We start from the raw sequence: 25,506 nt of genomic DNA, 5'->3' as shown, positions 1-25,506 counted from the left end.
CGTGCGCACCGCCTACGCTTCGGGTGCCGCGCAGCCATTCGGGCGATCGTGATGGGCCGCCACCGGGACGTGCCGATGACCAACGATGCGGCACCGGGCTGTTTCGGCTGTGGCATCGACATGGCTCCGCGCGAAGGGCCACGCAACCTGCCGCATCCGAGGTTCGCTCGGCTCGGCATGCAGCCGTTCGTCGCCGACCGGGGCGTCGTGTCGCGCAGCCTGCTGCGGCGCGTGCATCGTGAATCGGTCGGCCCCGCGATCGACGACGCAGCCAGGCAGTTGCTCGACGCACGCGCGGATGCGCCGGGCGATGCTCAGGACGCCTTGATGAAATCGATGAACGCTCGCAGTGCCGGCGGCACGAGCCGCCGCCCCGGGTAGTACAGGAAAGGCCCCGGGAACGGCCGCCACCACGGTTCGAGCACCCGTTCGAGCGCGCCGCTGTCGAAATGCGGGCGCACCCACTCTTCGAACAGATGCAGGATGCCCGTACCGGCGAGCGCCGCATCGACCAGCAGCTCCGACGCGCCGCCGATCTGGACCAGCAGCGGCCCGGCGGCCGGCTCGACCCGCACGACTTCGCCGTCGCGCTCGAACTCCCACGGCAGCATCGCGCCGCTCGCGAAGCGCCCGCGCAGGCACTTGTGGTCGAGCAGGTCGCGCGGATGCCGCGGCCGGCCGTGCCGGTCGAGATAACCGGGCGCCGCCGCGGTCGCGAACCGCTGGACGCGCGGCCCGATCGGCACCGCGATCATGTCCTGCTCGAGCCGTTCGTCGTAGCGGATGCCCGCGTCGCAGCCGGCCGCCAGCACGTCGACGAAACTCTCGTCGGCGATCACTTCCAGCCGGATATCCGGGTACGCGTCGAGAAAGCGCGGCACGATCGCGGGCAACACGAGCCGCGATGCGCTGACCGGCACGTTGAGCTTCAGCGTGCCGGCCGGTCGGTCGCGGAATTCGTCGATATCGTCCAGCGCCGCCGCCACTTCGGTCAGCGCGGGCCCGAGGCGCGCGAGCAGGCGCTCGCCGGCTTCGGTGGGCACGACGCTGCGCGTCGTGCGATGCAGCAGCCGCACGCCGAGCCGCGCTTCCAGCCGGCGCACGGCCTCGCTCAGCCCCGATGCGCTGAGGCCCGTCATGCGTGCGGCGTCGCGGAATCCGCCGGCGCGTGCCACGGCCATGAACGCGTTCAGATCGCCCAGATCGGTTTGCATTGTTCGCCTTTTCGTACAGCCCGTACGGATTATGACGGCTTATCGCGCAGACGGCTCGTCCCTATGCTGGGCGCATTCATCTCATCGACAGGAGTACGGTCATGCCCGACATTCACCCCACCGCCACCTTCAGGCTCGGCGATCGCCACGTCAAACGCATCGGCTACGGCGCAATGCAGCTCGCGGGGCCCGGGGTATTCGGCCCGCCGAAGGATCGCGACGCGGCATTGAAGGTCTTGCGCGAAGCCGTCGAATCCGGCGTCGATCATCTCGACACCAGCGATTTCTACGGCCCGCACGTGACCAACCAGTTGATCCGCGAAGCACTGCATCCGTATCGCGACGATCTCGTGATCGTCACCAAGATCGGCGCGCGACGCGGCGACGACGCGTCGTGGCTGCCCGCGTTCGCACCCGACAAACTGGAACGGGCCGTGCACGACAACCTGCGCAACCTGGGACTCGACGTGCTCGACGTCGTCAACCTGCGCATCATGTTCGACCCGCACGGGCCGGCCGAGGGATCGATCGAAGCGCCGCTCGCCACGCTCGCCGAACTGCAGCGGCGCGGGCTCGTGCGGCACATCGGCCTGAGCAACGTCACGCCCGCGCAGGTCGCACAGGGCCGGCGCCTCTGCGACATCGTCTGCGTGCAGAACCACTACAACATCGCGCATCGCGGCGACGATGCGCTGATCGACTCGCTTGCCCGCGACGGCATCGCGTACGTGCCGTACTTTCCGCTCGGCGGCTTCTCGCCGCTGCAGTCGTCGACGCTGTCCGGCGTGGCGGCCCGTACCGGCGCGACGCCGATGCAGGTCGCGCTGGCGTGGCTGCTGCGCCGCGCGCCGAATCTCCTCCTGATTCCCGGCACGTCGTCGGTCGCGCATCTGCGCGAGAACCTCGCGGCAGCCGACCTCGATCTGCCGGCGGACGCGCTCGCGGCGCTCGACCGCATCGCGGGTGCCGGCGCCGCCTGACGCGCGGACGATCGCCGGGCGGCCCGTGCCACGCGCGCCGCCCGGCCGCTCAGGACGCGACCACGCCGACGCGCTTCGGCACGCCGGTCACGATCGTCGCGACCGCGACCGCCAGCACGACGGCCGCGCCGACGAACACGCCGGCCGCGCCGTTCGCATCGAACACGACGCCGCCGACCGCCGCGCCCGTCGCGATCGCCAGCTGGATCGCCGCGACGATCAGCCCGCCCGCGCTCTCCGCTTCATCGGGCACGGTGCGCGTGACCCACGTCGACCACGCGACCGGCACGCCGCCGAACGCCATCCCCCACAACGCGACGAGCACCGCGTCGATCACCGGCGCGCGGCCGAGCACGACGAGCGCGATGCCCAGCACGACCATCAACGCGGGCATGCCGATCAGCATCGGCCGCAGCCGGTGTTCGAGCACGCGGCCGGCCAGCGACGTGCCGACGAAGTTCGCGATGCCGTAGCCGAGCAGGATCGCCGACAGCCCGTTCACGCCGACACCGGCCACCTGTTCGAGGAACGGCCGCAGGTACGTGAAGAACGCGAAATGCCCGGTGAACACGAGGATCGTCGCGAACATCCCGAGGCCGACGGTCGGCCGGCGCAGCACGTCGATCAGCGTGCGCAGCCGCGTCGTGCCGCTCGGCGGCATCGACGGCAGCGTGAGGAGCTGCGACACGAACGCGACGCCGCCGAGCACGGCCGCGATCAGGAACACGTTGCGCCAGCCGATCAGGTGACCGAAGTAGCTGCCCATCGGCGCGGACGCGATCGTCGCGACCGCCACGCCGCTGAAGATGATCGACAGCGCGCGCGGCACCATCGACGTCGGCACGAGCCGCATCGCGGTGGCCGTCGCCATCGTCCAGAAACCGCCGAGCGCGATGCCGAGCACGACGCGGCCGATCAGCAGCATCGTCAGGTTGGGCGCGAACGCGACCGCCAGGTTCGACGCGACGAGCAGCACCGAGAACACGAGCAGCACGCGCCGCCGGTCGATCGTGCGCGTCAGTGCCGAGATCAGCAGGCTCGTGACGAGCGCGACCGTCGCGGTGGCCGTGACGGCCTGCCCGGCCACGCCTTCGGTCACGCCGAGGCTGTCGGCCATCGGCGTCAGCAGGCTCGCGGGCAGGAATTCGGCCGTGACGAGCCCGAACACGCCGAGCGCCATCGCGAATACCGCGCCCCAGGCCGGTTCGCGGGGGGCCGCCGTCGAGGCGGCCGAGGAGATTCCGGGATTCATGCGTGGTTCCGTGTCGGTTAGGGAAAGTACTGATGAGGGCGTATCGTAAGGAACCACGTCAGGACGGTCTATGACATACAATCCGTGCTTATTGATCGAACGTCCGAATCTCGCTATGTCCGAGCCCCTTCTGCCCCCGATTCCCGACACGCACGACCTCGTCAGCGAGCTGCTGCTGGGGATGCGCCTCAGCGGCGTGCAGTACCGCCGCATCCAGGTCGCGCGGCCGTTCGGGCTGAACTTCGGCCATGCGCCGGGCCGCGCGCAGTTCCATTTCGTCGTGCGCGGGCCCGTGCTGCTGCGCGACGCGTCGGGCGCCACGATGCGGCTCGAGGGCGGCGACGCGATCCTGCTGCCGCATGGCGGCATGCACGCGCTGGTATCCGATCCCGATGTGCCGTGCCGCGAGATCAACGGCTTCGAGGTCGCGACGCTCTGCGATACGGTGGCGTCGGTGGCGTCGGCCGGCGTGTCGCCCGCGACCTGCGCGACGACGGAACCGGGCGCCGGCGATGCGCTGATCTTCAGCGCGTGCATGGAGCTCGATCTCGGCGGCATGCAGCCGCTGGTCGGCACGATGCCCGAGTTCATGCACGTCGGCACGCTGCTCGCGCGCTACCCGGAAATCCGCCCGATGCTCGATGCGATGGAGCGCGAAGCATGCACGGCGCGCGCGGGCTTCGCGGGCATCCTCGCGCGGCTCGCGGATGTGGTCGCGGCGTTCATCGTGCGCGGCTGGGTCGAGTGCGGCTGCGGCGACGCAACGGGCTGGGTGCAGGCGCTGCGCGAACCGAAGCTCGGTCGCGCGATCGTCGCGCTGCATCGCGAGCCGGGCCGCAACTGGAGCGTCGCGGAGCTCGCGACCGAAGCGGGCGTGTCGCGCTCGGTGTTCGCCGAGCGGTTTCTCGCGGCGACCGGGATGACGCCCGTGCGCTACCTGACCGAGTTGCGGATGCGGCTCGCCGCGCAGTGGATCGCGCGCGACCGCGAGACGATCGAAGCCGTCGCGTACCGGCTCGGCTACGGTTCGCTGGCCGCGTTCAGCCGCGCGTTCAAGCGCGTGGTGGGCAAGCCGCCGGGCGCGGTGCGCGCGGAGGGCGACCTCGGTGTCGAAGCGTAACGCCTGACGCGCGGCGCCATGCATTGTCGCCTGGCGTCATGTTGGCGTCACGTCGGCGTTCAGCCGCCGCTGCGCGCGTCGAGCCTGTCGACCAGCGCCGTCGCGCATTGCACGGCAAGCGCCGCGCACTGCTGCGCATTCACCGTTGCACCGGTCGCGATCGTGCCCTGCACGATCCGCCCCAGCAAGTCCTTCGAGAGCTCGGCGATCTCGTGATCCCGTTCCGTCATGATGTCCTCCCGCACGCTGGCCGGTTGCGGCCATTCGCCCGTGCGTAGCGAACGTCGTGCCCGCGCCGCTCAACGCGGCTTCGCCCGCACGACGATCTGCGCCTGCGTGTCGCGTTCGATGCGTTCGAGCGCCCCACGCAGCGCCGCGAATTCGTCCGGCGTGCACACCTGACGACCGAAATCCGCCTTCATCCGCCGCGTGACCTGGACGATGCGCGCGGCCGCATCGAACACGTAATGCGACGTGAACGCGACGAAGCGGTCGTGCACGTCCGCATCCGTCGGCAGGTCGGTGACGACGACATCCGCCGGCAGTGCAATCTGCCCGGTCTCGTCGAACGTGCCGCCGACGCAGCCCCACGGCTGCGTACGCACGGGTTCGGCCAGCCAGTTCTCGACCTGCGTCGCGATGCCGCCCGTGAGGCTCGACAGCGCGGGCAACGCGGTCGTGCCGTCGGGCCACACGAAATGATCGAGCGTGCCGGTGACCGTCACGTCGAACGGCCCCTCGGTCACGCGCCGGTCGCCGGTCGACAGTTGCGCGCGGCCGCGCAGGCCGCTTTGCCTCAGACGCTCGGTCGCCAGCGCGTCGATGCGATCGTGCGGCGCCCGGCGAAACAGGTTCCGCTCGAGTTCGGCCGTCCAGCCGCTGTCCTCGACGTATGCATTGAAACGCGCGACGCCCGGTTGCGCGGCGTCGATCCCGACCCGCGCGATGCGGCCGCGCGGCTGCGTGGCCGGCGTGCGCGACAGCCCACCGGTGTCGACGAGCAGCGCGGGACGATCCATCACGATCGGCGGCAGGTAGCCGAACGCGATGCCGGCCGTCGTCGTGTCCGCATAGAGCGCGAAGTCGGGCAGCCACGTGATCGCATGATTGATCGCGCCGCTGCCGTAACCGGGTACCGACGGCAGCGTGTAGACGGCGCCGAGATTGATCAGCACCGGCTCGCTGCGAATGCCGACCGCCGCGAGCAGCGCGCCGAACAGCGCGACATGATCCTTGCAGTCGCCGTAGCGGTTGCGCAGGATGTCCGTCACGCGATGCGGCGCGGCGGCCGTTTCGCCGAGAAACAGCCCGACGTAGCGCACGTTCGCCTGCACCCAGTCGTACAGGATGCGCGCCTTGTCGCGCGGATCGGCGGCCTCCGCGGTGAGCGCGCGCGCCAGTTGCACGACGGCCGGATCGCCCGCGCTCGGGTCGACGGCCGCGTTGCGGTAGCGGGCGGCGAAGGCCGCGTAGTCGGGCAGCGTCGACACGACGAGCCGGTCGCCGTAGGTCGGATAGCCGACCGCGCCGCTCTCGATGCGGTCGTACGGGCCGTGCCGGTAATCGAATTCATAACGCGTGCGGCCGTTCGCCGTGACCGGCGGCAGCGCGACGTAGCCGCGCGCGTCCGCATGCAGCGGCATGTCGGCCGGCACGTCGAAGATCAGCCGCTGGCTGTCGACGGGCTCGCGCGACGGCTCGACGTAGTAGCCGAAGTAGCCGGGATTGACGGGTTTCGTGCGCGTCTTGCGGAACGCCACGCGCGTGCTCGATCCGGCTTCGACGCCGGGGAACACGACGGTGCGCAACAGCCCGTCCTGGAACGTCGGCGCGCCGGCCGAGCGCGGCTCCTGCACGTCGCGGATGCCGTCCGCGCCGACCGGATGCGCGACGCCGTCGCGATCGATCGTCTCGGCCGCGAGCAGATCGACCTGCTCGAGATGCTTGTCGAACCACACGTAGCGCTGCGCGACCGCGTCGATGCCGTTCGCATTGTTCGCGCGCAGTATCGAATCGTCGTGCTCGTCGAGCGAGCCGTCGTGCTGGATCACGAATTCGTGGACGTCGCTGACGAGCGTGACGGGGGCTTCGTCTTCCGCGCCGGACGACTCGCGCGAGTCGTGCGAGTCGTGCGAGTCGTGCGTGCCGGCCGCGGCGATTCCCGCGCCGAGCGCAACGGCGCAGGCGAGCAGACAGCCGGCCCATCGGGAAGCAAAACGTGCCACGTCGCGACTCTCCGCGCGTTCGTTACCGGGCGTCAGGACTGCGCGCCCACGCGACAGGTCGTACCCGCATGACACGCGCATGACGGACCACCCGCCCGATGGCCGTCGTGCGATCCAGTGTGGGTGACGTGCCGGCGAGCGTCAAGCCGTGCGGCCCATCGCCGTCTCCCGACTTTCCGCGCGTATCGGCGCCGTCCGGCACGCCGGCCGTCGCCTCCCGATCCCGATCCGTTCGCCCGCCCTATCCGTCCGAACGCCATCGATGCCCGCGTCCCGGTCGTGCGTTGTTCCCCGCAGTTCGTCTTTTGTGCGCGCGCAACAATGGCGATGCCTCGCGCCCGGCGCCCGGCGGGCAACCCGATTCCCCGCGTGGCGCCGGGCGCGATGGTCTTCAAGAACCACATCTCACGAGGACATACCATGCAACTCCAATCCCATCCGGCGTGCCGCCCGTTTTACGAAGCCGGCGAACTGTCGCAACTGACCGCCTTCTACGAAGAAGGCCGTAACGTCATGTGGATGATGCTGCGATCGGAGCCGCGGCCGTGCTTCAACCAACAACTCGTTACCGACATCATCCATCTCGCGCGCGTCGCACGCGACTCGGGCCTCACGTTCGACTTCTGGGTGACGGGCTCGCTCGTCCCCGAGCTGTTCAACGTCGGCGGCGACCTGAGCTTCTTCGTCGACGCGATCCGCAGCGGCCGGCGTGACCAGCTGATGGCCTACGCGCGCTCGTGCATCGACGGCGTGTACGAGATCTACACGGGCTTCGGCACCGGCGCGATCTCGATCGCGATGGTCGAGGGCAGCGCGCTCGGCGGCGGCTTCGAGGCCGCGCTCGCGCACCACTACGTGCTCGCGCAGAAGGGTGTGAAGCTCGGGTTTCCCGAGATCGCGTTCAACCTGTTCCCGGGCATGGGCGGCTATTCGCTCGTCGCGCGCAAGGCGAACCGCGGCCTCGCGGAATCGCTGATCGCGACCGGCGAGGCGCATGCGGCCGAGTGGTACGAGGATCGCGGGCTGATCGACCAGACGTTCGACGCCGGCGACGCGTATCTCGCGACGCGCACCTTCATCGACGTGACGAAACCGAAGCTGAACGGCGTGCGCGCGATGCTGCGCGCCCGCGAGCGCGTGTTCCAGCTGTCGCGCTCGGAGCTGATGGACATCACGGAAGCGTGGGTGCATGCGGCGTTCACGATCGAGCCGAAGGACCTCGCGTACATGGAACGCCTGGTGATGCTGCAGAACCGCCGCGTGTCGAAGCTGCGCACGGTGTAATGGAACCGGCGCCGCCGGTACGCGGCGGCGCCTGGGCGGGCACGAGGCTCAGGCGATCAGCCTGAGCTTCCGCGTCTCCGCGAGCCACGCCTCGAACGCCTGCGCCGGCATCGGCCGCGCATAGTAGTAGCCCTGCGCGTGATCGACGTCGAGCTGCTTGAGGAAATCGGCTTCCGCATGCGTTTCGACGCCTTCGGCGATCACCGCGAAATTCAGCGCCTTCGCGAGCGACACGACCGAGCGCACCAGTGCCTGCGAGCGCGGGTTGCGGTCGATGCCCGTGATGAAGGTGCGGTCGAGCTTGATCGCATCGAGCGGCAGGCGCGACAGCTGCGACAGCGACGAATAGCCGGTGCCGAAATCGTCGAGATGGATCTCCGCGCCGAGCTGGCGGAACTGCCGCATCAGCCCGATCGCGGAATCCTCGTCCTCGATGAAGCAGCTTTCGGTCAGCTCGATGTCGAGCAGGCCGGGCTTCAGCCCCGCGCCGTCAAGAATCGACGCGAACTGGTGCACGATGTTCATGTCCTGCAACTGCCGCGCGGACACGTTCACCGCGATCCGGATGCCGAGCCCCTTCGCCTTCCATGCGGCGGCCTGTGCGGCCGCGGTGCGCATCACCCAGCGCCCGAGCGGCGCGATCAGCCCCGACTCCTCCGCGAAACGAATGAACTCGATCGGCGCGACGAGCCCGCGATCGGGCGACTGCCAGCGGATCAGCGCCTCGACGCCGTGCACGTCGCCCGTCGCGATATCGACGACCGGCTGGTAATGCAGCACGAACTGCTCTTCCTCGAGCGCCTTGCGCAGGTTCGTGTCGAGCCACATGTACTTCGCGACCTTCTGGTTCATCTCCAGCGAGAACACGCGGTACGTGTGCTTGCCTTCCTCCTTCGCGACGTACATCGCGGTGTCGGCGCTGCGGATCAGCGTCTCGAGCGAATCGCCATGCTGCGGATGCATCGCGATGCCGATCGAGCAGCTCGTGTAGACCTCCATCAGCCCGAGGTGGATCGGCGTGCGCAGCCGTTCGAGGATGATCTGCGCGGTCGCCTCGAGCAGCGGCCGCGTGCCGTGCTCGAACAGCACGAGGAACTCGTCGCCGCCGAGCCGGGCGAGCGTCGCGCCGGACGGCAGGCAGCCGCTGATGATCGACGACACGTCCTGCAGCAGGCGGTCGCCGGTGATGTGACCGTAGTGATCGTTGACGCGCTTGAAGTTGTCGAGGTCAAGGAACAGGATCCCGACCTGGCCGCGCGTGTCGGGGCTCTCCGCGTCGATCGCCGCACGGATCCGCTCGCTGATCGCATGGCGGTTCGGCAGCCCGGTGAGCACGTCGGTGTTCGCCAGCTCGGTGAGCCGCTGCTGCGCGTTGCGCTCCTCGGTGATGTCGATGCCCGAGCAGATCAGGAACTGCTCGTCGATGCCGCTGCCGCTCTGCACGAACTTGTTGCGGAACTGGAACAGGCGCGGCCCGTTGACCGTGTTGATGTAGCGCTCGACCGCGTACGACTGGTTGCTCGCGAAAAAGCCGGTGATGTTGGTGCGCGACTGCGCGCCCTGCTCGGGGCTCATGAACAGCTCGAACGCGCTGCGGCCGATCACGTCGACCTCGCGCTTGCCCGTCACTTCCTCGCACAGCCGGTTGAAGCGCTGCACCATCCCGTTGCGATCGAGGATCACGACGAGCGAATTGACTTCGGACACGACCTGCTCGGCGAAGGCGAGCCCGTGCGACAGATCGTCGGCGACGGATGCGGTATCGGAATAGGCGGACGCCGTGCCGGCCCAGTCGGTCGTGTTGACCTTCCTGCCGACCAGATGGAGGCTGACCGGATTGCCGAACAGCGCGATGTCGAGCACGAGATGCGACGTGACGCCGGTCAGCGCACGCACGCGCGCGGCCTGCTCGACCGTCAGCGCAACCGCCACGTTGGTCAGGCCGCGCACGGCGGCCAGCTCGAGCGCGTTGCTGTCGCTGCCGAGACGCCAGCAGGGGCTGCGCGTACCGACATGCGCCTCGAGCACCGCGCTATCGTTTTCGTCATCCATGGACACGCCCCGATCCAGAAAAAAACGCACAGTGTAGACGGAGGCGAGCGGGCCGACCGCCCTGCCCGGGCCGCGCCGAGCGCGTTCCGGCAGGTCAGCCGTGATTGCCGTGACAGCGGGCCTCGTCCCGTACTTGTTTCCAGCTACTGCGACCGGCGTTCGCGCGTGACGCGCGCAGGTTTTGCCAAACGAATGATGAGAGCCATCTTATCAAATGACGATGAGGATTGGCACTCACATTTAGAGCAGAGTGTCAAGGAATCGGGACTCGATTGGCAAGCCGGATTTTTCATGATTTGCGGCCGGCGAAAGACCCGGTGCGGCACGGCGAAACGGCGTGGCGGAATCGGCTGAATGCCTTGCTGGTCATGGGTTTGCGGTCGACGCGGAGCGATCGCGGCATGGCACTGGCGGCACCGCTCAGACAGGGTCGGATCGCATGCCGGCGCACCGGATTTCGGCCATTTTTGATTCCGTTTGTGCGTGAATTCGTTGTTTTATTCCACAGTCCGTTGCAATGATTTCAGCCCGGCGCGGCCGCCCGCGCCGGGTCGCACGAATCAGCCCGCCGCGCCGTACCCGCCGCCGCCCGGCGTTTCGACCACGAATACGTCGCCCGGCGCCATCTGCGCGCGGCCGATATGGTCGAGCGCCTCGACCGTGCCGTCCGCCCGCTCGATCGTGTTGCGGCCGAGCGCGCCGGCTTCGCCGCCCGCCGCACCGAACGGCGCGTGGATCCGGTTGTTCGACAGGATCGACGCGGTCATCGGCTCGAGGAAGCGGATCCGCCGCACCGCGCCGTCGCCGCCGCGCCAGCGGCCGCCGCCGCCCGACCCGGCGCGGATCCGGTGCGAGTCGAGCCGCACCGGGTAGCGCCATTCGAGCACCTCCGGATCGGTCAGCCGCGAGTTCGTCATGTGCGTCTGCACCGCGCCGACGCCCGCGAAACCGTTGCCTGCGCCGCTGCCGCCCGCGATCGTCTCGTAGTACTGGTAGCGATCGTTGCCGAATGTGAAGTTATTCATCGTTCCCTGGCTCGACGCGACGCAGCCGAGTGCGCCGTACAGCGCGTTGGTGATCGCCGACGACGTCTCGACGTTACCCGACACGACGGCCGCCGGATACTCGGGGTTCAGCATCGAGCGGGCCGGCACGATCACCGTCAGCGGCTTCAGGCAGCCGGCGTTCAACGGGATGTCGTCGCCGACCAACGTGCGGAACACGTACAGCACGGCGGCCATGCAGACGGCCTTCGGCGCGTTGAAGTTGTTGTCGAGCTGCGCGGACGTGCCGGTGAAATCGATCTCGGCGCGCCGCGCCGCGCGGTCGACGCGGATCGCGACGCGAATCTCCGCGCCGTTGTCGAGCGGATAGCGGTACGCGCCGTCCTGCAACGCGCCGATCACGCGCCGCACCGCTTCTTCCGCGTTGTCCTGCACGTGCCCCATGAACGCGAGCACGACGTCGCGGCCGAACTGCGCGACCATCCGGCGCAATTCGTCGACGCCCTTCTGGTTCGCGGCGATCTGCGCACGCAGGTCGGCCATGTTCTGCTCGACGTTGCGCGCCGGGTAACGACCCGATGCGAGCAGCGCGCGCGTGTCCGCATCGCGCAGCACGCCGGCCGACACGAGCTGCCAGTTGTCGATCAGCACGCCCTCCTCGTCGATGTGCGTCGAATCGGGCGGCATCGAGCCGGGCGTCGTGCCGCCGATGTCCGCGTGGTGGCCGCGCGAGCCGACGTAGAACAGCGGCGCGTCCGAGCCGTCGGCGAATACCGGCGTGATGACCGTCACGTCCGGCAGGTGCGTGCCGCCGTGATACGGGTCGTTCAGCATGTAGACGTCGCCGTCGCGCATCCGGCCGCGGTTGCGCTCGATCACCGTGCGGATGCTCTCGCCCATCGAGCCGAGGTGCACGGGCATGTGCGGCGCGTTCGCGATCAGGTTGCCGTCGCCGTCGAAGATCGCGCACGAGAAGTCGAGCCGCTCCTTGATGTTGACCGAGTACGCGGTGTTCTGCAGCCGCAGCCCCATCTGCTCGGCGATCGACATGAACAGGTTGTTGAAGATCTCGAGCCGCACCGGATCGGCGTCGGTGCCGAGCGAGCGGCGCGTCGGCAGCGGCGTCGTGCGCGTCAGCACGAGGTTGCCCTGCGTGGTCATCTCGGCGCGCCAGCCGGGTTCGACGACGGTCGTGCCGTTCTGCTCCGCGACGATCGCCGGGCCGTCGATCGCGTCGCCGGCCAGCAGCGTGTCGCGCACGTAGAGCGCCGCGTCGTGCCACTGGCCACCGGAATGGAAGCGCACCGCGGAATCGGCGCGCGGCGCGGTGCCGTCGCCCGCCCCGCGCGGCGCGAGCGGCGCGATGTCGACCGGCGCGTCCGAGCGGCCGATCGCCTCGACCGACGCCAGTTCGGCGACGAGCGGCGTGCCGGGCATCAGGAACGCGTAGCGCTGCCGGTACGCGGCCTCGAACGCCTGCTGCATCGCGTCGACGCTGCCGGCCGGCACGTCGAGCGCCGAATCGGTGCCCTGGTAGCGCAGGTGCACGCGCCGCTCGGTCGCGATCCGCTCCGGCGCGACGCCCTGTTCGAGCAGCGCGCCGACGGCCTCGTCGGCCAGCCGGTCGAGCGCCGCGTTCAACGCGGGCAGCGATGCGTCGGACAGCACGGCCTCGACCGCGCGCTCGCGCATCGCGGTCTGGTCGGCCAGGCCCATCCCGTACGCGGACAGCACGCCCGCGAGCGGATGCGCGAACACCTGCGTCATCCCGAGCGCGTCGGCCACGCCGCACGCGTGCTGGCCGCCCGCGCCGCCGAACGTCGTCAGCACGTAGCGCGACACGTCGTGGCCGCGCTGCACCGAGATCTTCTTGATCGCGTTCGCCATGCTGCCGATCGCGATCTCCAGGAAGCCTTCGGCCAGCGCCTCGGGCGTCTCGCGCCGCCCCGTCGCCGCATGGATCTCGTCGGCAAGCGCCGCGAATTTCGCGACCACGCCGTCGCGGTCGAGCGGTTCGTCCGCGTGCGGGCCGAACACGCGCGGGAAGTAATCGGGCTGGATCTTGCCGAGCATCACGTTGCAGTCGGTGACCGTCAGCGGGCCGCCGCGCCGGTACGCGGCCGGCCCCGGGTTCGCGCCTGCCGATTCGGGCCCGACGCGCAGCCGTGCGCCGTCGAAGCCGAGCACCGACCCGCCGCCGGCCGCGACCGTATGGATGCTCATCATCGGCGCGCGCATCCGCACGCCGGCCACCTGCGTCTCGAACTCGCGCTCGAACTCGCCGTTGTAGTGCGACACGTCGGTCGACGTGCCGCCCATGTCGAAGCCGATCACCTGGCCGAAGCCGGCCGCGCGCGCCGCGCGCACCATCCCGACGATGCCGCCGGCCGGCCCCGACAGGATCGCGTCCTTGCCCTGGAACGCGTCGGCGCGCGTCAGGCCGCCGCTGCTCTGCATGAACTGCAGGTTCACGCCCGGCATCTCGTGCGCGACCTGCTCGACGTAGCGGCGCAGGATCGGCGACAGGTACGCGTCGACGACGGTCGTGTCGCCGCGCGACACCATCTTCATCAGCGGCGACACCTCGTGCGACACCGACACCTGCGTGAAGCCGATGCGGCGCGCCAGCTCGGCCAGCGCGCGCTCGTGCGCGGTGTAGCGGTAGCCGTGGATCAGCACGATCGCGAGCGCCCGCACGCCGCTGTCGAACACGCGGCGCAGCGACGCTTCGGCACCCTGAACGTCGAGCGGCACGACGACGTCGCCACGCGCGCCGACGCGCTCGTCGATCTCGACGACGGTCTCGTACAGCGCGTCCGGCAGCACGATGTCGAGATCGAACAGGCGCGGCCGGTTCTGGTACGCGATGCGCAGCACGTCGCGAAAGCCCTGCGTCGTCGCGAGCGCGGTGCGTTCGCCCTTGCGTTCGAGCAGCGCGTTGGTCGCGACCGTCGTGCCCATCTTCACCATGTCGACGCGCGCGGGCGTGATCGGCTCGCCGGCCGCGAGGCCGAGCAGGTGGCGGATGCCGGCCACGGCCGCGTCGCGGTACTGCTCGGGGTTCTCCGACAGCAGCTTGTGCGTGACGAGCGTGCCGTCGGGCCGGCGCGCGACGATGTCGGTGAAGGTGCCGCCGCGGTCGATCCAGAATTGCCAGCGCGCGGCGTCGGAGGGAACGGAGGAAAGGTGTCGGTCAGTCATGATGTCGGGTCGAGGCGTCGTTGAATCGAGGGACGAGCGCCGCCGCACGGCGCGCGTCGCACGCCGTGTCACGGTCTCGATGAAAGGGGAAGCAGGACGAAGGGCGGGCCGCCCGGCCGCTTACGCGGCGTCGAGTTCGCGGCCGCGGGTCTCGGGCAGCGTCAGCGCGGCGACGATCACCACGCCGTACGCGGCGACCGCGAAGATGCCGATGCTCGTGCCGAGCCCGTACTGCTTCGACAGCGCACCGATCAGGAACGGGAACAGCGCACCGATCGCGCGGCCCACGTTGTAGCAGAAGCCCTGGCCGGAACCGCGCACGCGGGTCGGGAACAGTTCGGTGAGGAACGCGCCCATCCCCGAGAAGATGCCCGATGCGAAGAAGCCGAGCGGGAAGCCGAGCCACAGCATCGACGCGTTGGTCAGGTTCAGCGACGTGTACGCGAATGCGATCACCATCGAGCCGACCGCGAACAGGATGAAGTTCGGCTTGCGGCCGAGGCGGTCGGTCAGGTACGCGCTCGTCAGGTAGCCGACCCACGAACCGAAGATGATCATCGCGAGATAGCCGCCGGTGCCCATCACCGTGAGGTGACGCTCGGTCTTCAGGAAGGTCGGCAGCCACGTCGTGATCGCGTAGTAGCCGCCCTGCGCGCCGGTCGTCAGCAGCGCCGCGCGCAGCGTCGTCGTGATCAGCTTCGGCGCGAAGATCTCGGTCAGGCGCGGCGCGTCGGCCACCTGTGCCTGCGCGGCCTTCTCCTTCTCGTAGACGTCCGGCTCCTTCACGTAGCGGCGGATCGCGACGACCAGCAGCGCGGGCGCGAGCCCGACGAGGAACAGCGCGCGCCACGCCTGCTCGGCCGGCAGCACCGAGAACAGCAGCGCATACAGCAGCGCGCACAGCCCCCAGCCGATCGCCCAGCCCGACTGCACGAGCCCGACGGCCTTGCCGCGGTCGCGCGCGCGGATCACTTCGCCGATCAGCACCGCGCCGGCCGTCCATTCACCGCCGAAGCCGAAGCCCATCAGCGCACGCGCCGCGAGCAGCTGGTGGTAGTTCTGCGCGAGCCCGCACAGCGCGGTGAACACCGCGAACCACAGCACCGTGAGCTGCAGCGTGCGCACGCGTCCGATCCGGTCGGACAGGATGCCGGCGATCCAGCCGCCCGCCGCCGACGCGAGCAGCGTGACCGTGCCGATGAAGCCGGCGTCCGCGAGCGAGATGCCCCACGTCGCGACGAGCGTCGGAATCACGAACGACAGCATCTGCGTATCCATCCCGTCGAGCATGTAGCCGACCTTGCAGCTCCAGAATGCGCGGCGCTCGCGCGACTGTGCGTCCGCGTACCACGAGAACAGGCCGCTGCGCGCTCGGCTCGCGGGCTCCGCGGCGGGTGCCGCGAGGGTCTTGCTTTCCATGGTGGTGCTCCTGTCGTTATGCGCGTTCGAATGGCGATCGGGCGTGCGGGGTATCGGGCTTGGGCCGTCCATCGGCCCCTGAATTCAGAAAACGGCCAGCGATGCGTTCGTGATGTCGGTCATCAACATGTGGCCGGGCGTATGCGCGATCGCGATCGGCAGCTTCGCGTCCATCAGCGCGGTTTGCGGCGTCACGCCGCATGCCCAGAACACCGGCAGTTCGTCGTCGCGGATCGTCACCGCGTCGCCGAATTCGGGGGCGTCCAGATCGGCGATGCCGAGCGCACGCGGGTGGCCGATATGGATCGGCGCGCCGTGCACGCCCGGGAACCGGCTCGTGATCTGCACCGCGCGGATCGCGTCGGCGCCGCGCATCGGCCGCATCGACACGACCAGCTGGCCGCCGAAGATGCCCGCGCGGCGGTTCGCGATCGACGTGCGGTACATCGGCACGTTGCGCCCCTCCTCGACGTGGCGCAGGCCGATGCCCTCGCGGGCGAGCATGTCCTCGAACGAGAACGAGCAGCCGATCGCGAACACGACGAAATCGTCGCGCCACAGCGCTTCCAGCGACTCGACGCGCTCGGTCAGGCGGCCGTCGCGGTAGACGTTGTAGCTCGGCACGTCGGTGCGGATGTCGAGATCCTCGCCGAGCGCGTCGATCCGGAACGCGCCCGGTTCGCCGACGCCGAGCAGCGGGCAGGCTTTCGGATTCGCCTGACAAAAGCGCAGGAAATCGTGCGCGTACGCGTCGGGCAGGATCGCGAGGTTCGCTTGCGCGAACGGGCCGCAATGGCCGGCGGTCGGGCCGCGGAATGCGCCGCTGCGCACGGACTGGCGGAATTCGGAAGGCGTCATGAGGTTCTGTCGCGGATCGGGTTGTCGTCGGGATGACGGTGATGTGTCATCGGTTACGGCGAAGAATAGAAAGGAAAAAAATTGACCGCCAACGAGTTTTTTTGCACTTCTTGTATAGAATTTCTTAACGCCCCCTCGGGTTTCCCCCGGTCCCGTTCACTTTTCCTCAGCGGCAAGCTGCGCATCGCCCCTTCGCCCGATCCGCCATGAACACGCGTTTTCTCGAAACCTTCGTCACGCTCGCGAAGCTGCGCAACTTCCGCACGACGGCGGCCGCGCTGCATGCGACGCCGGCCGCGATCTCGCAGCGCCTGAAGGCGCTCGAGGACGAACTGCAGACGGTACTCGTCGATCGCGACAGTCGCGAATTCCGGCTCACGCCGAACGGCGAGTACCTGCTCGGCTATGCGAAGGCCGTGGTCGAGGCCACGCAGGAACTGCAGGCGGCCGCTGCGGGCGAGAGCGCGCTGCGCGGCAAGCTGCGGCTCGGCGTGATCGAGACCGTCGTGCACAGCTGGCTGCCGCACTACATGCGGCGGCTCGCGGCCGACTACCCGCAGCTGGAGATCGACCTGACCGTCGACGTGAGCGTCGTGCTGCAGCGCCGGCTGATGGCCGGCGAGCTCGACCTGATCATCCGTGTGGAGGGCAGCGACGAGGCGTCGGTCGTGTGCGACGCGCTCGCGAACTACCCGGTGCGCTGGATCGCCCGCGCGGGGCTGCTGCCGAACACGCGCACGGGCCTCGCGCGGCAGGTGCTGCGCCAGCCGATCCTCACGTACGGGCGCGGCACCGCGCCCCATCGCGCGCTGGAGGACATCGTGCGCACGCTCGCGCATGCGCACGGCGTGCCGCTGTCGGACACGCGCATCACCGGCTCGCCGTCGATCTCGGTGATCGTGCAGCTGGTGCGCGACGGTTTCGGCGTTGCCGCGATTCCGGTGCTGTTCGTCGACGCGCTGATCGAGAGCGGCGAAGTGGTCGAGCTGCCGCTGCAGCCGTCGCCGCCGTCGATCGTCGTGTCGATGTCGCGGCGCGCGGACGCACCGCGATTCGTGCACGGCGCGTCGATCGCCGCGCGGGCCGCGTGTCACGAGTACTGCGAGAAGAGCAAGCGGTTGCTGGTCGAAGCGCTGTGACGTTGCAGCGGCCGATGACGCGCGTTCGACATCGCCGCGGGAATCGCCCACAATCGCCTTCGGCGCGTCCGCACCATCGCGCCCTCCATCGAGAATGACGGCACGGCCGGCCGGCATTCATCGCTTCGCATGCTCCTGCACGACCAGAGGGCAACATGCCGATCAGCTCCGCCTCCACCCGCCTGAATCTCGCGCGCGCCGTGATCGTCGCGCTGTACGTCGCGTCGCTGCTGCTGCCCGTCGCGGCCGAACCGCCGAATGCCGCGGGCGCGGTGAGCTGGTGGCACGGGTACACGGTGCTCGCGCTCGGCGGGCTCGCGATCCTCGACCTGCAGTTCGCGTGGCTCGGCAATCCGCTGCTGATCGCCGCGCTGATCAGGCCGAACCGCACCGTGTCCGCGCTGCTCGCCGTGGTCGTGGTATTTGCGATCGGGTGGCACACGATCCCGACCGACGCGAACTACGAAAAGATCACCACGTTCGGCGCCGGATACTACCTGTGGATCGTGGCGATGGCGGGCGGCGCCGCGTTGCCGTGGATCGACGGGCGCCAGCGGAAGGACGGTGCGGCGGCCGTGGCGGCCGTCGCCGCCGCGCCGTCACCGGCCCGCCCGCCCGGCCGGAAAACGGGCTGGACCGTCACGGCGGCCGGCACGCGCATCGAAGCGACCGACCAGACCGGTGCAACGCGCGGGATCGCGCTGTCCGACCTCGGTGCGGTCGTGATCGAAACCAACGACCAGGGCCCGTTCGTGTCGGACGTCTGGTGGCTCCTGTTCGATACGCGCAAGCAGTTCGCGTGCGGATTTCCGCAGGATGCCGAAGGCGCGAAGGCGGCGGTCGACCGGCTGCTCGACCTGCCCGGCATCGATCACCGCAAGGTCGTCGACGCGCAGACGTCGATCCAGAACGCGACGTTCCCGATCTGGGAACGCACGGCGGGCGACCCGGCCACGCCGGGTGAAACCGGAGCGACCGCCTGAGCGGCGACGCTTACGCCGGTTGCCCCGCGTGCGGCTGCGTCAGCTTGCCGTCACCGTACTCGCGGAGCACCTTCGAAATCACGACGCGATAGCCGTCGAGCCAGCGAGCCTGCTTCGCTTTGGCTTCGAGGTGCGCGGGATGCTGCATCAACTGCTGCAGCGCCGCCTCCGATTCCCAGTAGTAGACGTTCTGGATCAACCCCGCTTCGGCGTTCTCCCACGTTTCCTCGCCGACATAGCCGGGCGTCGCGCGTGCCATGTCGGCGATCTGCCGGTCGAGCCGGTGGAATTCGTCGTCGTATCGCCCGGCACGGAAAATGAAGGTCGACGCGTACATGCACGCTCCATCGAGAACGGTTGAAAGAGCGCCAAGTGTACGGCACGCACGGCGTGCCGCGATCGTCATGCGGCGCTTACGCGGCGAGCGGGCCGGCGGTGAGCCGGTCGTCGAGCCATGCATCGATGCGCGGCGCGTCGTCACGCGTTCCGACAGCAGGCGAAGGCATCGCGGCCAGCGCGTGTCGTGCGCGTTCAAGCGCCTGCGCGAAACCGCGCAACTCCTGCGTCGCGGGCCGGTCGTCGGCACGCCGGCGGACGAGCGCCGCTTCGATGTTGGCACCGATCAATGCAAGCTGCGCGTCGATGAAGTCGGTGCACAGCGCGCGGCAATGCGCGGAAACCGCTGCGACGGCCAGCAGCACGGGCACGATCGACACGGTCAGGTAGCCGCCCGGCGCGAGCCGCGACAGCGCATGACGCACGTCCTGCCCGCCATCGCTCAACGCGGCGAACACGGCATCGCGCCATACCGCGCGCTCGAACGCGAGCGCATCGCGATGTGCGTCGAGCGCCGCGCGATCCGCGACCTGCCCGGCCATCACCAGCGGAATCGGGAATGCAGCGTCGACGGATGCCTGCGCGGCGCCCGCCTCGACGATGCAGTTCGCGCCCAGCCATGCCGCGTCGTCCCGCCGCGCGGCGAGCACGCGCGACTGCAACCGGTCCGGCAGCATCGGATCGAGCGGCACCGCGCTGCAGATCGACGGCTTGCTCGCCTGCACGCTGCAACGACCGTCGTCGGCCAGCGCCGCGCAACGGCCGAGCGACGGATAGTCGTAGCCCTGCAGCGTGACCGCGATCCATTCGCCGTTCACGCCGCCGATACGATGGAACAGCCGGTCGGCCAGCGCATCGGACGCCGCGACATCATCCGCATCGAGCACGTGCTCGCGCCCGCCCGCACGCCAGCGCTCGCCGATCCGCCGCTTCGGCACGCGACGGATCGTCAGCGCGCCGACGAAGCGATGACGATGCCGGAGCAGTTCGCGCAACGACAGCGCCGGCGCGCTGTTGCAGCAGCGTCCGCATGCGTGGCAGGCAAGCGAATAGGTCTCTACCACGGCCGCCGCACCGAATCCTGGTAGCGCGTGAGGATGAAGCGCGCGACGTCGTCCGAGTGATACACGGCGACGAGCTGCGCGACCCACGGTTTCGCGCGATCGGCGTCGCGCACCGTCAGCACGTTCGCATACGGCGAGCGGGCGTCCTCGAGGCTGATGCTGTCGCGCGCGGGTTGCAGCCCGGCGCGGGCGGCGTCCTCGCTGTCGATCGCGACGAACGCGGCCGTATCGAGCGCCGCATACAGACGGTCGCGGCGCAGCGCGACGAGTTTCAGCCCGAGCCGGTTGCCGGTCACGTCGCGCAGCGTCGCGTGCAGGCCGGCCTGTTCGCGCAACGTCACCAGCGTGTCGTTCTGCAGCAGCACGAGCGCGCGTGCCATCCCGCGCGGATCGGCGGGCAGCGCGACCGTCGCACCCGGTCGCAGTTCGTTCAGGCTTTTCAGCTTGCGCGAATAGAACGCCATCGGCAGCGTGACGGTCGGCGCGACTTCGGTCAGCGCGTAGCGCTTGCGCGCGCGCGTCGCCGCGAGCTGCTGCGCATCCTCGAAGCTGGCCGCATCGATCCGGCCGTCGGCAAGCGCCGCGTCGATGCGCGACGCATCGTCGAATTCGACGACGTCGACACCCAGCCCGCGCGCGGCGGCAACCCGCTTCACTTCGTCCAGGATCTGCGCATGCACGCCGCGCGTGACGCCGACGCGCACCGCCGGCGCAACGGTGTCGGCTGCCGCCGCCAAACCCTGATGCGCGACGCCACACGCGGCCAGCAGCCATACGGCCACGCAGCGCACGAAACCCTTCGTCATGACGCGTCCCTCAGGATCGTGCGAAAGCCGATATGCGACGCCCCGAGATCGGCTTCCTGCTGTTCGCGCGACGACGCGCGATAACGCACGCAGTAATCGCGCGAGCACAGGAACGAGCCGCCCTTGATGACCATCGGCGTATCGTGCCGGCGCGTCGGCGGGGCGACGGCCGCCGTGTCGCCGTTCGTATGCGACTGGTGCGGGCCCGTGTACGCGTCCTTCGTCCATTCCCATGCGTTGCCGATCATGTCGTAGAGCCGGAACCCGTTCGCCGCGTAGCAGCCGACGGGCGCGAGCCCCGCATGCCCGTCCTCGGCCGTGTCGAGCACCGGAAACGCGCCCTGCCAGTAATTCGCGGCCGGCTTGCCCCGCGCGTCGCGCGGCGCCGCATCGAGCGATGCGTCGTCGCGGCCGGCCTTGCCCGCGTATTCCCATTCCGCTTCGGTCGGCAGGTCGCGGCCGAGCCAGCGCGCATACGCGAGCGCGTCGCGCTGCGTGACGAGCGTGACGGGCAGGTTGCCGCGCCCGTCCACGTCGCTGCCGGGCCCGCGTGGATGGCGCCACGACGCGCCCTTCACCCACGACCACCACGCGAGGTCGCGCGCATTCATCTCGTCGCGCGTCGGCACATGAAACACCGCCGCGCCGCCCTGCTGCTCGGCTTCGGTCACGTAACCGGTCGCCTGCACGAACGCGGCGAACTGCGCGATCGTCACGTCGGTCTGGTCGATCCAGAAGCCGCCGACGCGCGTGCGGCCGTCGCCGACCGGACGCTCGTCCGCATAGCCGCGCGTGCTGCCGAACACGAACGCGCCGCCGCGCAGGTGCACCATCCCGGCCTGCGGATCGTCGCGCCACTTCGCCGGCAGCCCCGAATAGCGTTCGCATTGGTGTTCCGAACCGAGCGGCGCAAGCGCGCGGCCGCGATTCAGGTCGTCGAACGCGCCGCCTGCCGGCGCCGCCGAATTCGCATAGCCCACCGCGAACGCGGCGGCGAACAACGTGGCGGCAAGCGCCGCGCCGGTCGTCCAGAAGCGGAACCGCATCGTGTCGTCCCCGCGATCAGTAGTAGCCGCGCGGACGCAGCGGCTCGACGCCGCCGACGTTGCTCATGTAGGTCTTCCACTGGTCGACGAGCGTGCTGATCACCGACGGGTTCTGCGCGGACACGTCGGTCGTCTCGCCGCGATCCGACGCGAGGTCGTACAGCTGCCAGTGACCGTCGAGCGGCCCGAGCGGCGGCTCGGTCCACAGCGCCTTCCAGCGGCCGTCGGCGCTGCGCAGGTACGCGCGGCCGTATGCTTCGTCGCCGAACGGCGCGGTGTGCACCTCGCCCGTCGCCGAGCCCGTGAGCACCGGCAGCAGCGACTGGCCCGTGACCGGGTACACGTAGCGGTTGTTGTAGATCACCTTGCCCTTGTTCTGGTCGACGCCCGTCAGCGTGTTGACGAGCGGCGGCGCCGGCTGCGACGGCGGCGTGACGCCCGCGATCGCGAGGAACGTCGCCGTGTTGTCGGTCACGTGCGTGAACGCGCGCAGCGTCGGCAGTTGCTGCGACTGGCCCGGCAGGCGCACGATCGTCGGCGTCGACACGCCGCCTTCGGCCGAATAGCCCTTCGTGAGCCGGTACGGCGCCGCGCTCACTTCGGCCCAGCGCAGCCCGTACTGCAGGCGCTGCGCGTTCTGCTTGCCGTTGTCGGTGCCGAGCGCCGAATAGACCGGTTCCTGCGCGTTCGCGGTGTCGGTCGCCGTCGGGTCCGCGCCGCTGTCGATCGGCCAGCCTTCCGCGCCGTTGTCCGACTGGAACATGATGAACGTGTTGTCGTATTCGCCGATGTCCTTCAGGTGCTGGATCAGCAGCCCGATGTTGTAGTCGAGGTTCTCGACCATCCCCGCGTAGATCTCCATGTAGCGCGCCTGCGCCTTGCGCTCGGCCGGCGACAGGCTCGACCACAGCTTGTCGACCTTGCCGGGGCCGTAATCGCTGTAGCCGTCCGCGGCGGAATGCACGGCACTGATGTACTTCGCGTTCGCGGTGCCGTTGTTCGCGGTCGCGGGCGACGCGGCCGTCGTTTCGGGCAGGCCGTCGAACGGCTTGAAGTCGGCGGGAATCAGGCCGAGCGCCTTCTGCCGCGCGATCCGCGCGTTGCGGATCGCGTCGTAGCCGGCGTCGTACACGCCCGCATACTTGTGCAGCCAGGGTTCGGGCACCTGCAGCGGCCAGTGCGGCGAGGTGTAGGCCGCATACGCGAAGAACGGCTTGCCGTCGCGCTGGTTCGAATCGATGTACGAGATCAGCTTCTGCGTATAGAAGTCGGTCGAATAGAACACGGCCGGGCTGCCGCCCGTACCGCCCGGCTGCCCGGGCTGGCCCGGCTGCACGTAGCGGCCGTCTTCCGTGTAGTTCGACGAGCCGGCCGGCTCGTGCGCGAAGTGGTTCGTCGCCGCGCCGCCGAGCAGCACATAGCTGCGCTCGAAGCCCCACTGGTCGGGCGTCTGCCCGCTGCCCGTCGCGCTGCCGACGATCCCCGAGCCGATGTGCCACTTGCCCGCGATATACGTGTGATAGCCGGCGTCCTTCAGCAGTTGCGCGAACGACAGCGCGCGGTCGTTCAGGTAGCCCTCGTAGCCGGGCAAGCCGCGCCGCTCGTCGGTCGGCACACCCATCGTGCCTTCGCCGACGAGATGGTGATCGGTGCCGGACACCAGCATCGCGCGCGTGATTGCGCAGACGGTGCCCGTGTGGTGATTCGACAGGATGCGGCCCGATGCGACGAGCGCGTCGAGGTTCGGCGTGTTGATCTCGCCGCCGAATGCATGGATGTCGGAATAGCCGAGGTCGTCGGCCATGATGTACAGGATGTTCGGGCGTTTCGCGGCCTGCGGCGGCGTCGTGTTGGCCTGCGGCGGCGGCGAATTGCTGTCGACGCCGCCGCACGAGGCGAGCGACACCGCGCCGGCAATCGCGGCACAGACGACACGGAAACGGAAAGCATGCAACGGCGACGCGGACTTTTTCATTATTGTTGACGCTCGATCTACGGGATCGGCGATCTTAGCCGCGCGCGCGCGGCGGCCAAAGTCGGATTCGTCACATGCTAACGGGATGCAGGAATATGCGACGCGCGCCGCCCGGCACGTATCGCGCCGCCCTGCTTCAGCTGCGCCCGCCGAGGCTGCCGCCGCCGTCCACCGACAGCACCTGCCCCGTGACGAAGCCGGCTTCGTCGGACAGGAAGAATGCGACCGCCGCCGCGACGTCGTCGGCCGTGCCGAGCCGGCGGGCGGGAATCGTCGCGAGCACCTTGCGCTCGCCTTCGCTGCCGACCGGCCGCGTCTGGCGGAACAGTTCGGTCTCGATCGGGCCCGGCGCCACGGCGTTGACGGTCACGCCATGCTCGGCCAGTTCCAGCGCCCAGGTGCGCGTGCAGCCGACCAGCGCATTCTTCGCAGCGGAATACGCGGTGCGATCGAGGCTGCCGAAAATCGCGCGGCTGCAGATGTTGACGATGCGCCCGTAGCCGCGCGCCTTCATCGCGTCGGCAAAGTGCTGCGTGACCTGGATCGCCGCCCGGACGTGCGGGGCCGCTACGAAGCGTGGGCGCCGCGCTGCGGCACGCGCTCGCCATCGGCGTCATCGGACGCCAGCATGCCCGGAATCTCGTCCATCAGCGCGTCGACGACCACCCGCACCTTCGACGGCACGTGGCGCGATGCCGGCCGCACCGCGTACACCTCGGCACCCGACACGCTGTCGCTGTCCATCACGAGCGCGAGACGGCCGTCACGGACATACGGCGCCATCAGCCAGCACGGCAACCACGCGAGGCCCGCCCCGGCGGCGGCGGCATCGGCGATCGCCAGCAGGTCGTCCAACCTCAGGCGGCCGGCCGGACGATGATCGTGCACGGCGCCGTCCGCGCCGATGACCCGCCACGGCGTCGGCTGCCCGCCGCGCGAATACGCGATGCCGACGTGCGACGCCAGTTCGTCGAGCCCCGACGGCCGCCCGTGCCGGCCGAGATACGCGGGCGATGCGCAAATGCCCATGCGCTGCACGCCCAGCTTCCGCCCGACGAGCGCGCTCGTGTCGGCCAGCGCGCCGATGCGCACCGCGATGTCGAAACCGTCGTTCACGAGGTCGGCCACGCGATCGCTGAACGACATGTCGATTTCGAGCCGCGCATGACGCTCGACGAGGCGCCGCACGACGGGCGCCACGCATTGCCGGCCGAACAGCACGGGCACGCTGATCCGCACGCGCCCGGCCGGCTCGCGGCGGCCCGCGTCGAGCGCGGCTTCCGTCTCGCCGAGTTCGGCCAGCAGCCGCCGGCACTGCTCGTAATAGACGAGCCCTTCGTCGGTCAACCCGATCTGGCGGGTCGTGCGCTGCAGGAGCCGCGCGCCGAGACGCTGCTCGAGCCGCGCGACGATCTTCGCCACGGCCGAGCGCGTCATGCCCAGGCGCAGCGCCGCCGCCGCGAAGCTGCCCGACTCCACGACGTCGACGAATTCGGCAACGCCCCTCAACCGCTCATCCATGCAAGTCCGCTCCGGTGGAATGGCTGA

General features: G+C 69.6%; 20 protein-coding genes and 1 pseudogene. 6 read left to right on the top strand and 15 right to left on the bottom strand.

Translation table 11 applies throughout. The features are described from left to right. Positions 1-75: 75 nt before the first annotated feature. Positions 76-381 carry a hypothetical protein gene (locus tag HWX00_RS08615; protein WP_341773169.1) on the top strand — a complete coding sequence of 102 codons (306 nt, stop codon included), beginning with the start codon at positions 76-78 and terminating at the stop codon, positions 379-381. On the opposite strand, the gene HWX00_RS08610 is transcribed toward HWX00_RS08615, so the two are convergent. Continuing rightward, positions 315-1,214, bottom strand: coding sequence for a LysR family transcriptional regulator (locus tag HWX00_RS08610; RefSeq protein WP_069245831.1), 900 nt, complete (start codon positions 1,212-1,214; stop codon positions 315-317). The genes HWX00_RS08615 and HWX00_RS08610 overlap by 67 nt on opposite strands. Positions 1,215-1,315: 101 nt before the next feature. Here HWX00_RS08610 and HWX00_RS08605 point away from each other — a divergent pair, with 101 nt between their 5' ends. Further along, positions 1,316-2,194, top strand: coding sequence for an aldo/keto reductase family oxidoreductase (locus HWX00_RS08605; protein ID WP_175028515.1), 879 nt, complete (start codon positions 1,316-1,318; stop codon positions 2,192-2,194). Between the two features lie 49 nt (positions 2,195-2,243). Here HWX00_RS08605 and HWX00_RS08600 read toward each other — a convergent pair whose 3' ends face one another. Continuing rightward, complete coding sequence (locus HWX00_RS08600; protein WP_034188362.1) at positions 2,244-3,446, bottom strand: MFS transporter; 1,203 nt, start codon at positions 3,444-3,446, stop codon at positions 2,244-2,246. 70 nt (positions 3,447-3,516) lie between these two features. On the opposite strand from HWX00_RS08600, the gene HWX00_RS08595 reads away from it, so the two are divergent. Then, the gene (locus HWX00_RS08595; RefSeq protein ID WP_049032674.1) at positions 3,517-4,566 is read left to right on the top strand and encodes an AraC family transcriptional regulator; all 1,050 of its coding nucleotides are present in this window, start codon (positions 3,517-3,519) and stop codon (positions 4,564-4,566) included. A 59-nt stretch (positions 4,567-4,625) separates the two neighbouring features. Here the strand turns inward: HWX00_RS08595 and HWX00_RS08590 are convergent, their stop codons facing one another. Together HWX00_RS08590 and HWX00_RS08585 are read right to left on the bottom strand one after the other, a co-directional pair. Further along, on the bottom strand, positions 4,626-4,796 hold the full coding sequence (locus HWX00_RS08590; RefSeq protein WP_167361897.1) for a hypothetical protein: 171 nt from the start codon (positions 4,794-4,796) through the stop codon (positions 4,626-4,628). A gap of 69 nt (positions 4,797-4,865) precedes the next feature. Next, positions 4,866-6,791 carry a DUF3857 domain-containing transglutaminase family protein gene (locus tag HWX00_RS08585; protein WP_175028514.1) on the bottom strand — a complete coding sequence of 642 codons (1,926 nt, stop codon included), beginning with the start codon at positions 6,789-6,791 and terminating at the stop codon, positions 4,866-4,868. A 420-nt stretch (positions 6,792-7,211) separates the two neighbouring features. Between HWX00_RS08585 and HWX00_RS08580 the strand changes: the two genes are divergently transcribed. Continuing rightward, complete coding sequence (locus HWX00_RS08580) at positions 7,212-8,075, top strand: crotonase/enoyl-CoA hydratase family protein (protein ID WP_034188365.1); 864 nt, start codon at positions 7,212-7,214, stop codon at positions 8,073-8,075. A gap of 48 nt (positions 8,076-8,123) precedes the next feature. Here HWX00_RS08580 and pdeR read toward each other — a convergent pair whose 3' ends face one another. The 4 genes from pdeR to HWX00_RS08560 form a co-directional block, all read right to left on the bottom strand. Continuing rightward, on the bottom strand, positions 8,124-10,127 hold the full coding sequence (gene pdeR, locus HWX00_RS08575) for a cyclic di-GMP phosphodiesterase (protein ID WP_034188366.1): 2,004 nt from the start codon (positions 10,125-10,127) through the stop codon (positions 8,124-8,126). Positions 10,128-10,687: 560 nt separating this feature from the next. Further along, positions 10,688-14,332, bottom strand: coding sequence for a hydantoinase B/oxoprolinase family protein (locus tag HWX00_RS08570; protein ID WP_175028513.1), 3,645 nt, complete (start codon positions 14,330-14,332; stop codon positions 10,688-10,690). 120 nt (positions 14,333-14,452) lie between these two features. Further along, positions 14,453-15,751, bottom strand: a complete 1,299-nt coding sequence (locus HWX00_RS08565) for an MFS transporter (RefSeq protein WP_034188368.1) — start codon at positions 15,749-15,751, stop codon at positions 14,453-14,455. An 84-nt stretch (positions 15,752-15,835) separates the two neighbouring features. Beyond that, positions 15,836-16,609, bottom strand: coding sequence for a putative hydro-lyase (locus HWX00_RS08560; RefSeq protein WP_034188369.1), 774 nt, complete (start codon positions 16,607-16,609; stop codon positions 15,836-15,838). Positions 16,610-16,815: 206 nt separating this feature from the next. Between HWX00_RS08560 and HWX00_RS08555 the strand changes: the two genes are divergently transcribed. Next, complete coding sequence (locus tag HWX00_RS08555; protein WP_175028512.1) at positions 16,816-17,748, top strand: LysR family transcriptional regulator; 933 nt, start codon at positions 16,816-16,818, stop codon at positions 17,746-17,748. 155 nt (positions 17,749-17,903) lie between these two features. Further along, a complete protein-coding gene (locus HWX00_RS08550; protein ID WP_175028511.1) occupies positions 17,904-18,731 on the top strand; it encodes a hypothetical protein in 828 nt (275 codons plus the stop codon). A 10-nt stretch (positions 18,732-18,741) separates the two neighbouring features. Here the strand turns inward: HWX00_RS08550 and HWX00_RS08545 are convergent, their stop codons facing one another. From HWX00_RS08545 to HWX00_RS08515, 7 genes and pseudogenes are all read right to left on the bottom strand, one after another. Then, complete coding sequence (locus HWX00_RS08545) at positions 18,742-19,068, bottom strand: antibiotic biosynthesis monooxygenase family protein (protein WP_034188371.1); 327 nt, start codon at positions 19,066-19,068, stop codon at positions 18,742-18,744. Positions 19,069-19,144: 76 nt separating this feature from the next. Further along, entirely contained in the window at positions 19,145-20,131 is a 987-nt protein-coding gene (locus HWX00_RS08540) for a flagellin N-methylase (RefSeq protein WP_175028510.1), read from the bottom strand. Continuing rightward, the gene (locus HWX00_RS08535; protein ID WP_175028509.1) at positions 20,125-20,937 is read right to left on the bottom strand and encodes a MetQ/NlpA family lipoprotein; all 813 of its coding nucleotides are present in this window, start codon (positions 20,935-20,937) and stop codon (positions 20,125-20,127) included. The genes HWX00_RS08540 and HWX00_RS08535 overlap by 7 nt, the downstream gene beginning before the upstream one ends. Continuing rightward, complete coding sequence (locus HWX00_RS08530; RefSeq protein WP_034188374.1) at positions 20,934-21,983, bottom strand: formylglycine-generating enzyme family protein; 1,050 nt, start codon at positions 21,981-21,983, stop codon at positions 20,934-20,936. The genes HWX00_RS08535 and HWX00_RS08530 overlap by 4 nt, the downstream gene beginning before the upstream one ends. A 16-nt stretch (positions 21,984-21,999) precedes the next feature. After that, positions 22,000-23,958 (bottom strand): arylsulfatase, encoded by a 1,959-nt coding sequence (locus HWX00_RS08525; protein WP_049031087.1) that lies wholly within the window; start codon positions 23,956-23,958, stop codon positions 22,000-22,002. Between the two features lie 136 nt (positions 23,959-24,094). Continuing rightward, a pseudogene (locus HWX00_RS08520) lies at positions 24,095-24,517 on the bottom strand (SDR family oxidoreductase); the annotation flags it as partial. A gap of 8 nt (positions 24,518-24,525) precedes the next feature. Then, positions 24,526-25,479: a LysR family transcriptional regulator gene (locus HWX00_RS08515; protein WP_059559717.1), complete on the bottom strand. Its 954-nt coding sequence runs from the start codon at positions 25,477-25,479 to the stop codon at positions 24,526-24,528. Between the last annotated feature and the right edge of the window lie 27 nt (positions 25,480-25,506).

Source organism: Burkholderia seminalis DSM 23518 (assembly GCF_902832885.1).
In the GTDB taxonomy this organism is placed as follows: Bacteria; Pseudomonadota; Gammaproteobacteria; order Burkholderiales; family Burkholderiaceae; genus Burkholderia; species Burkholderia seminalis.
Note: the sequence above shows the minus strand (reverse complement) of the source record. Positions and strands in the feature narration are given on the sequence as shown.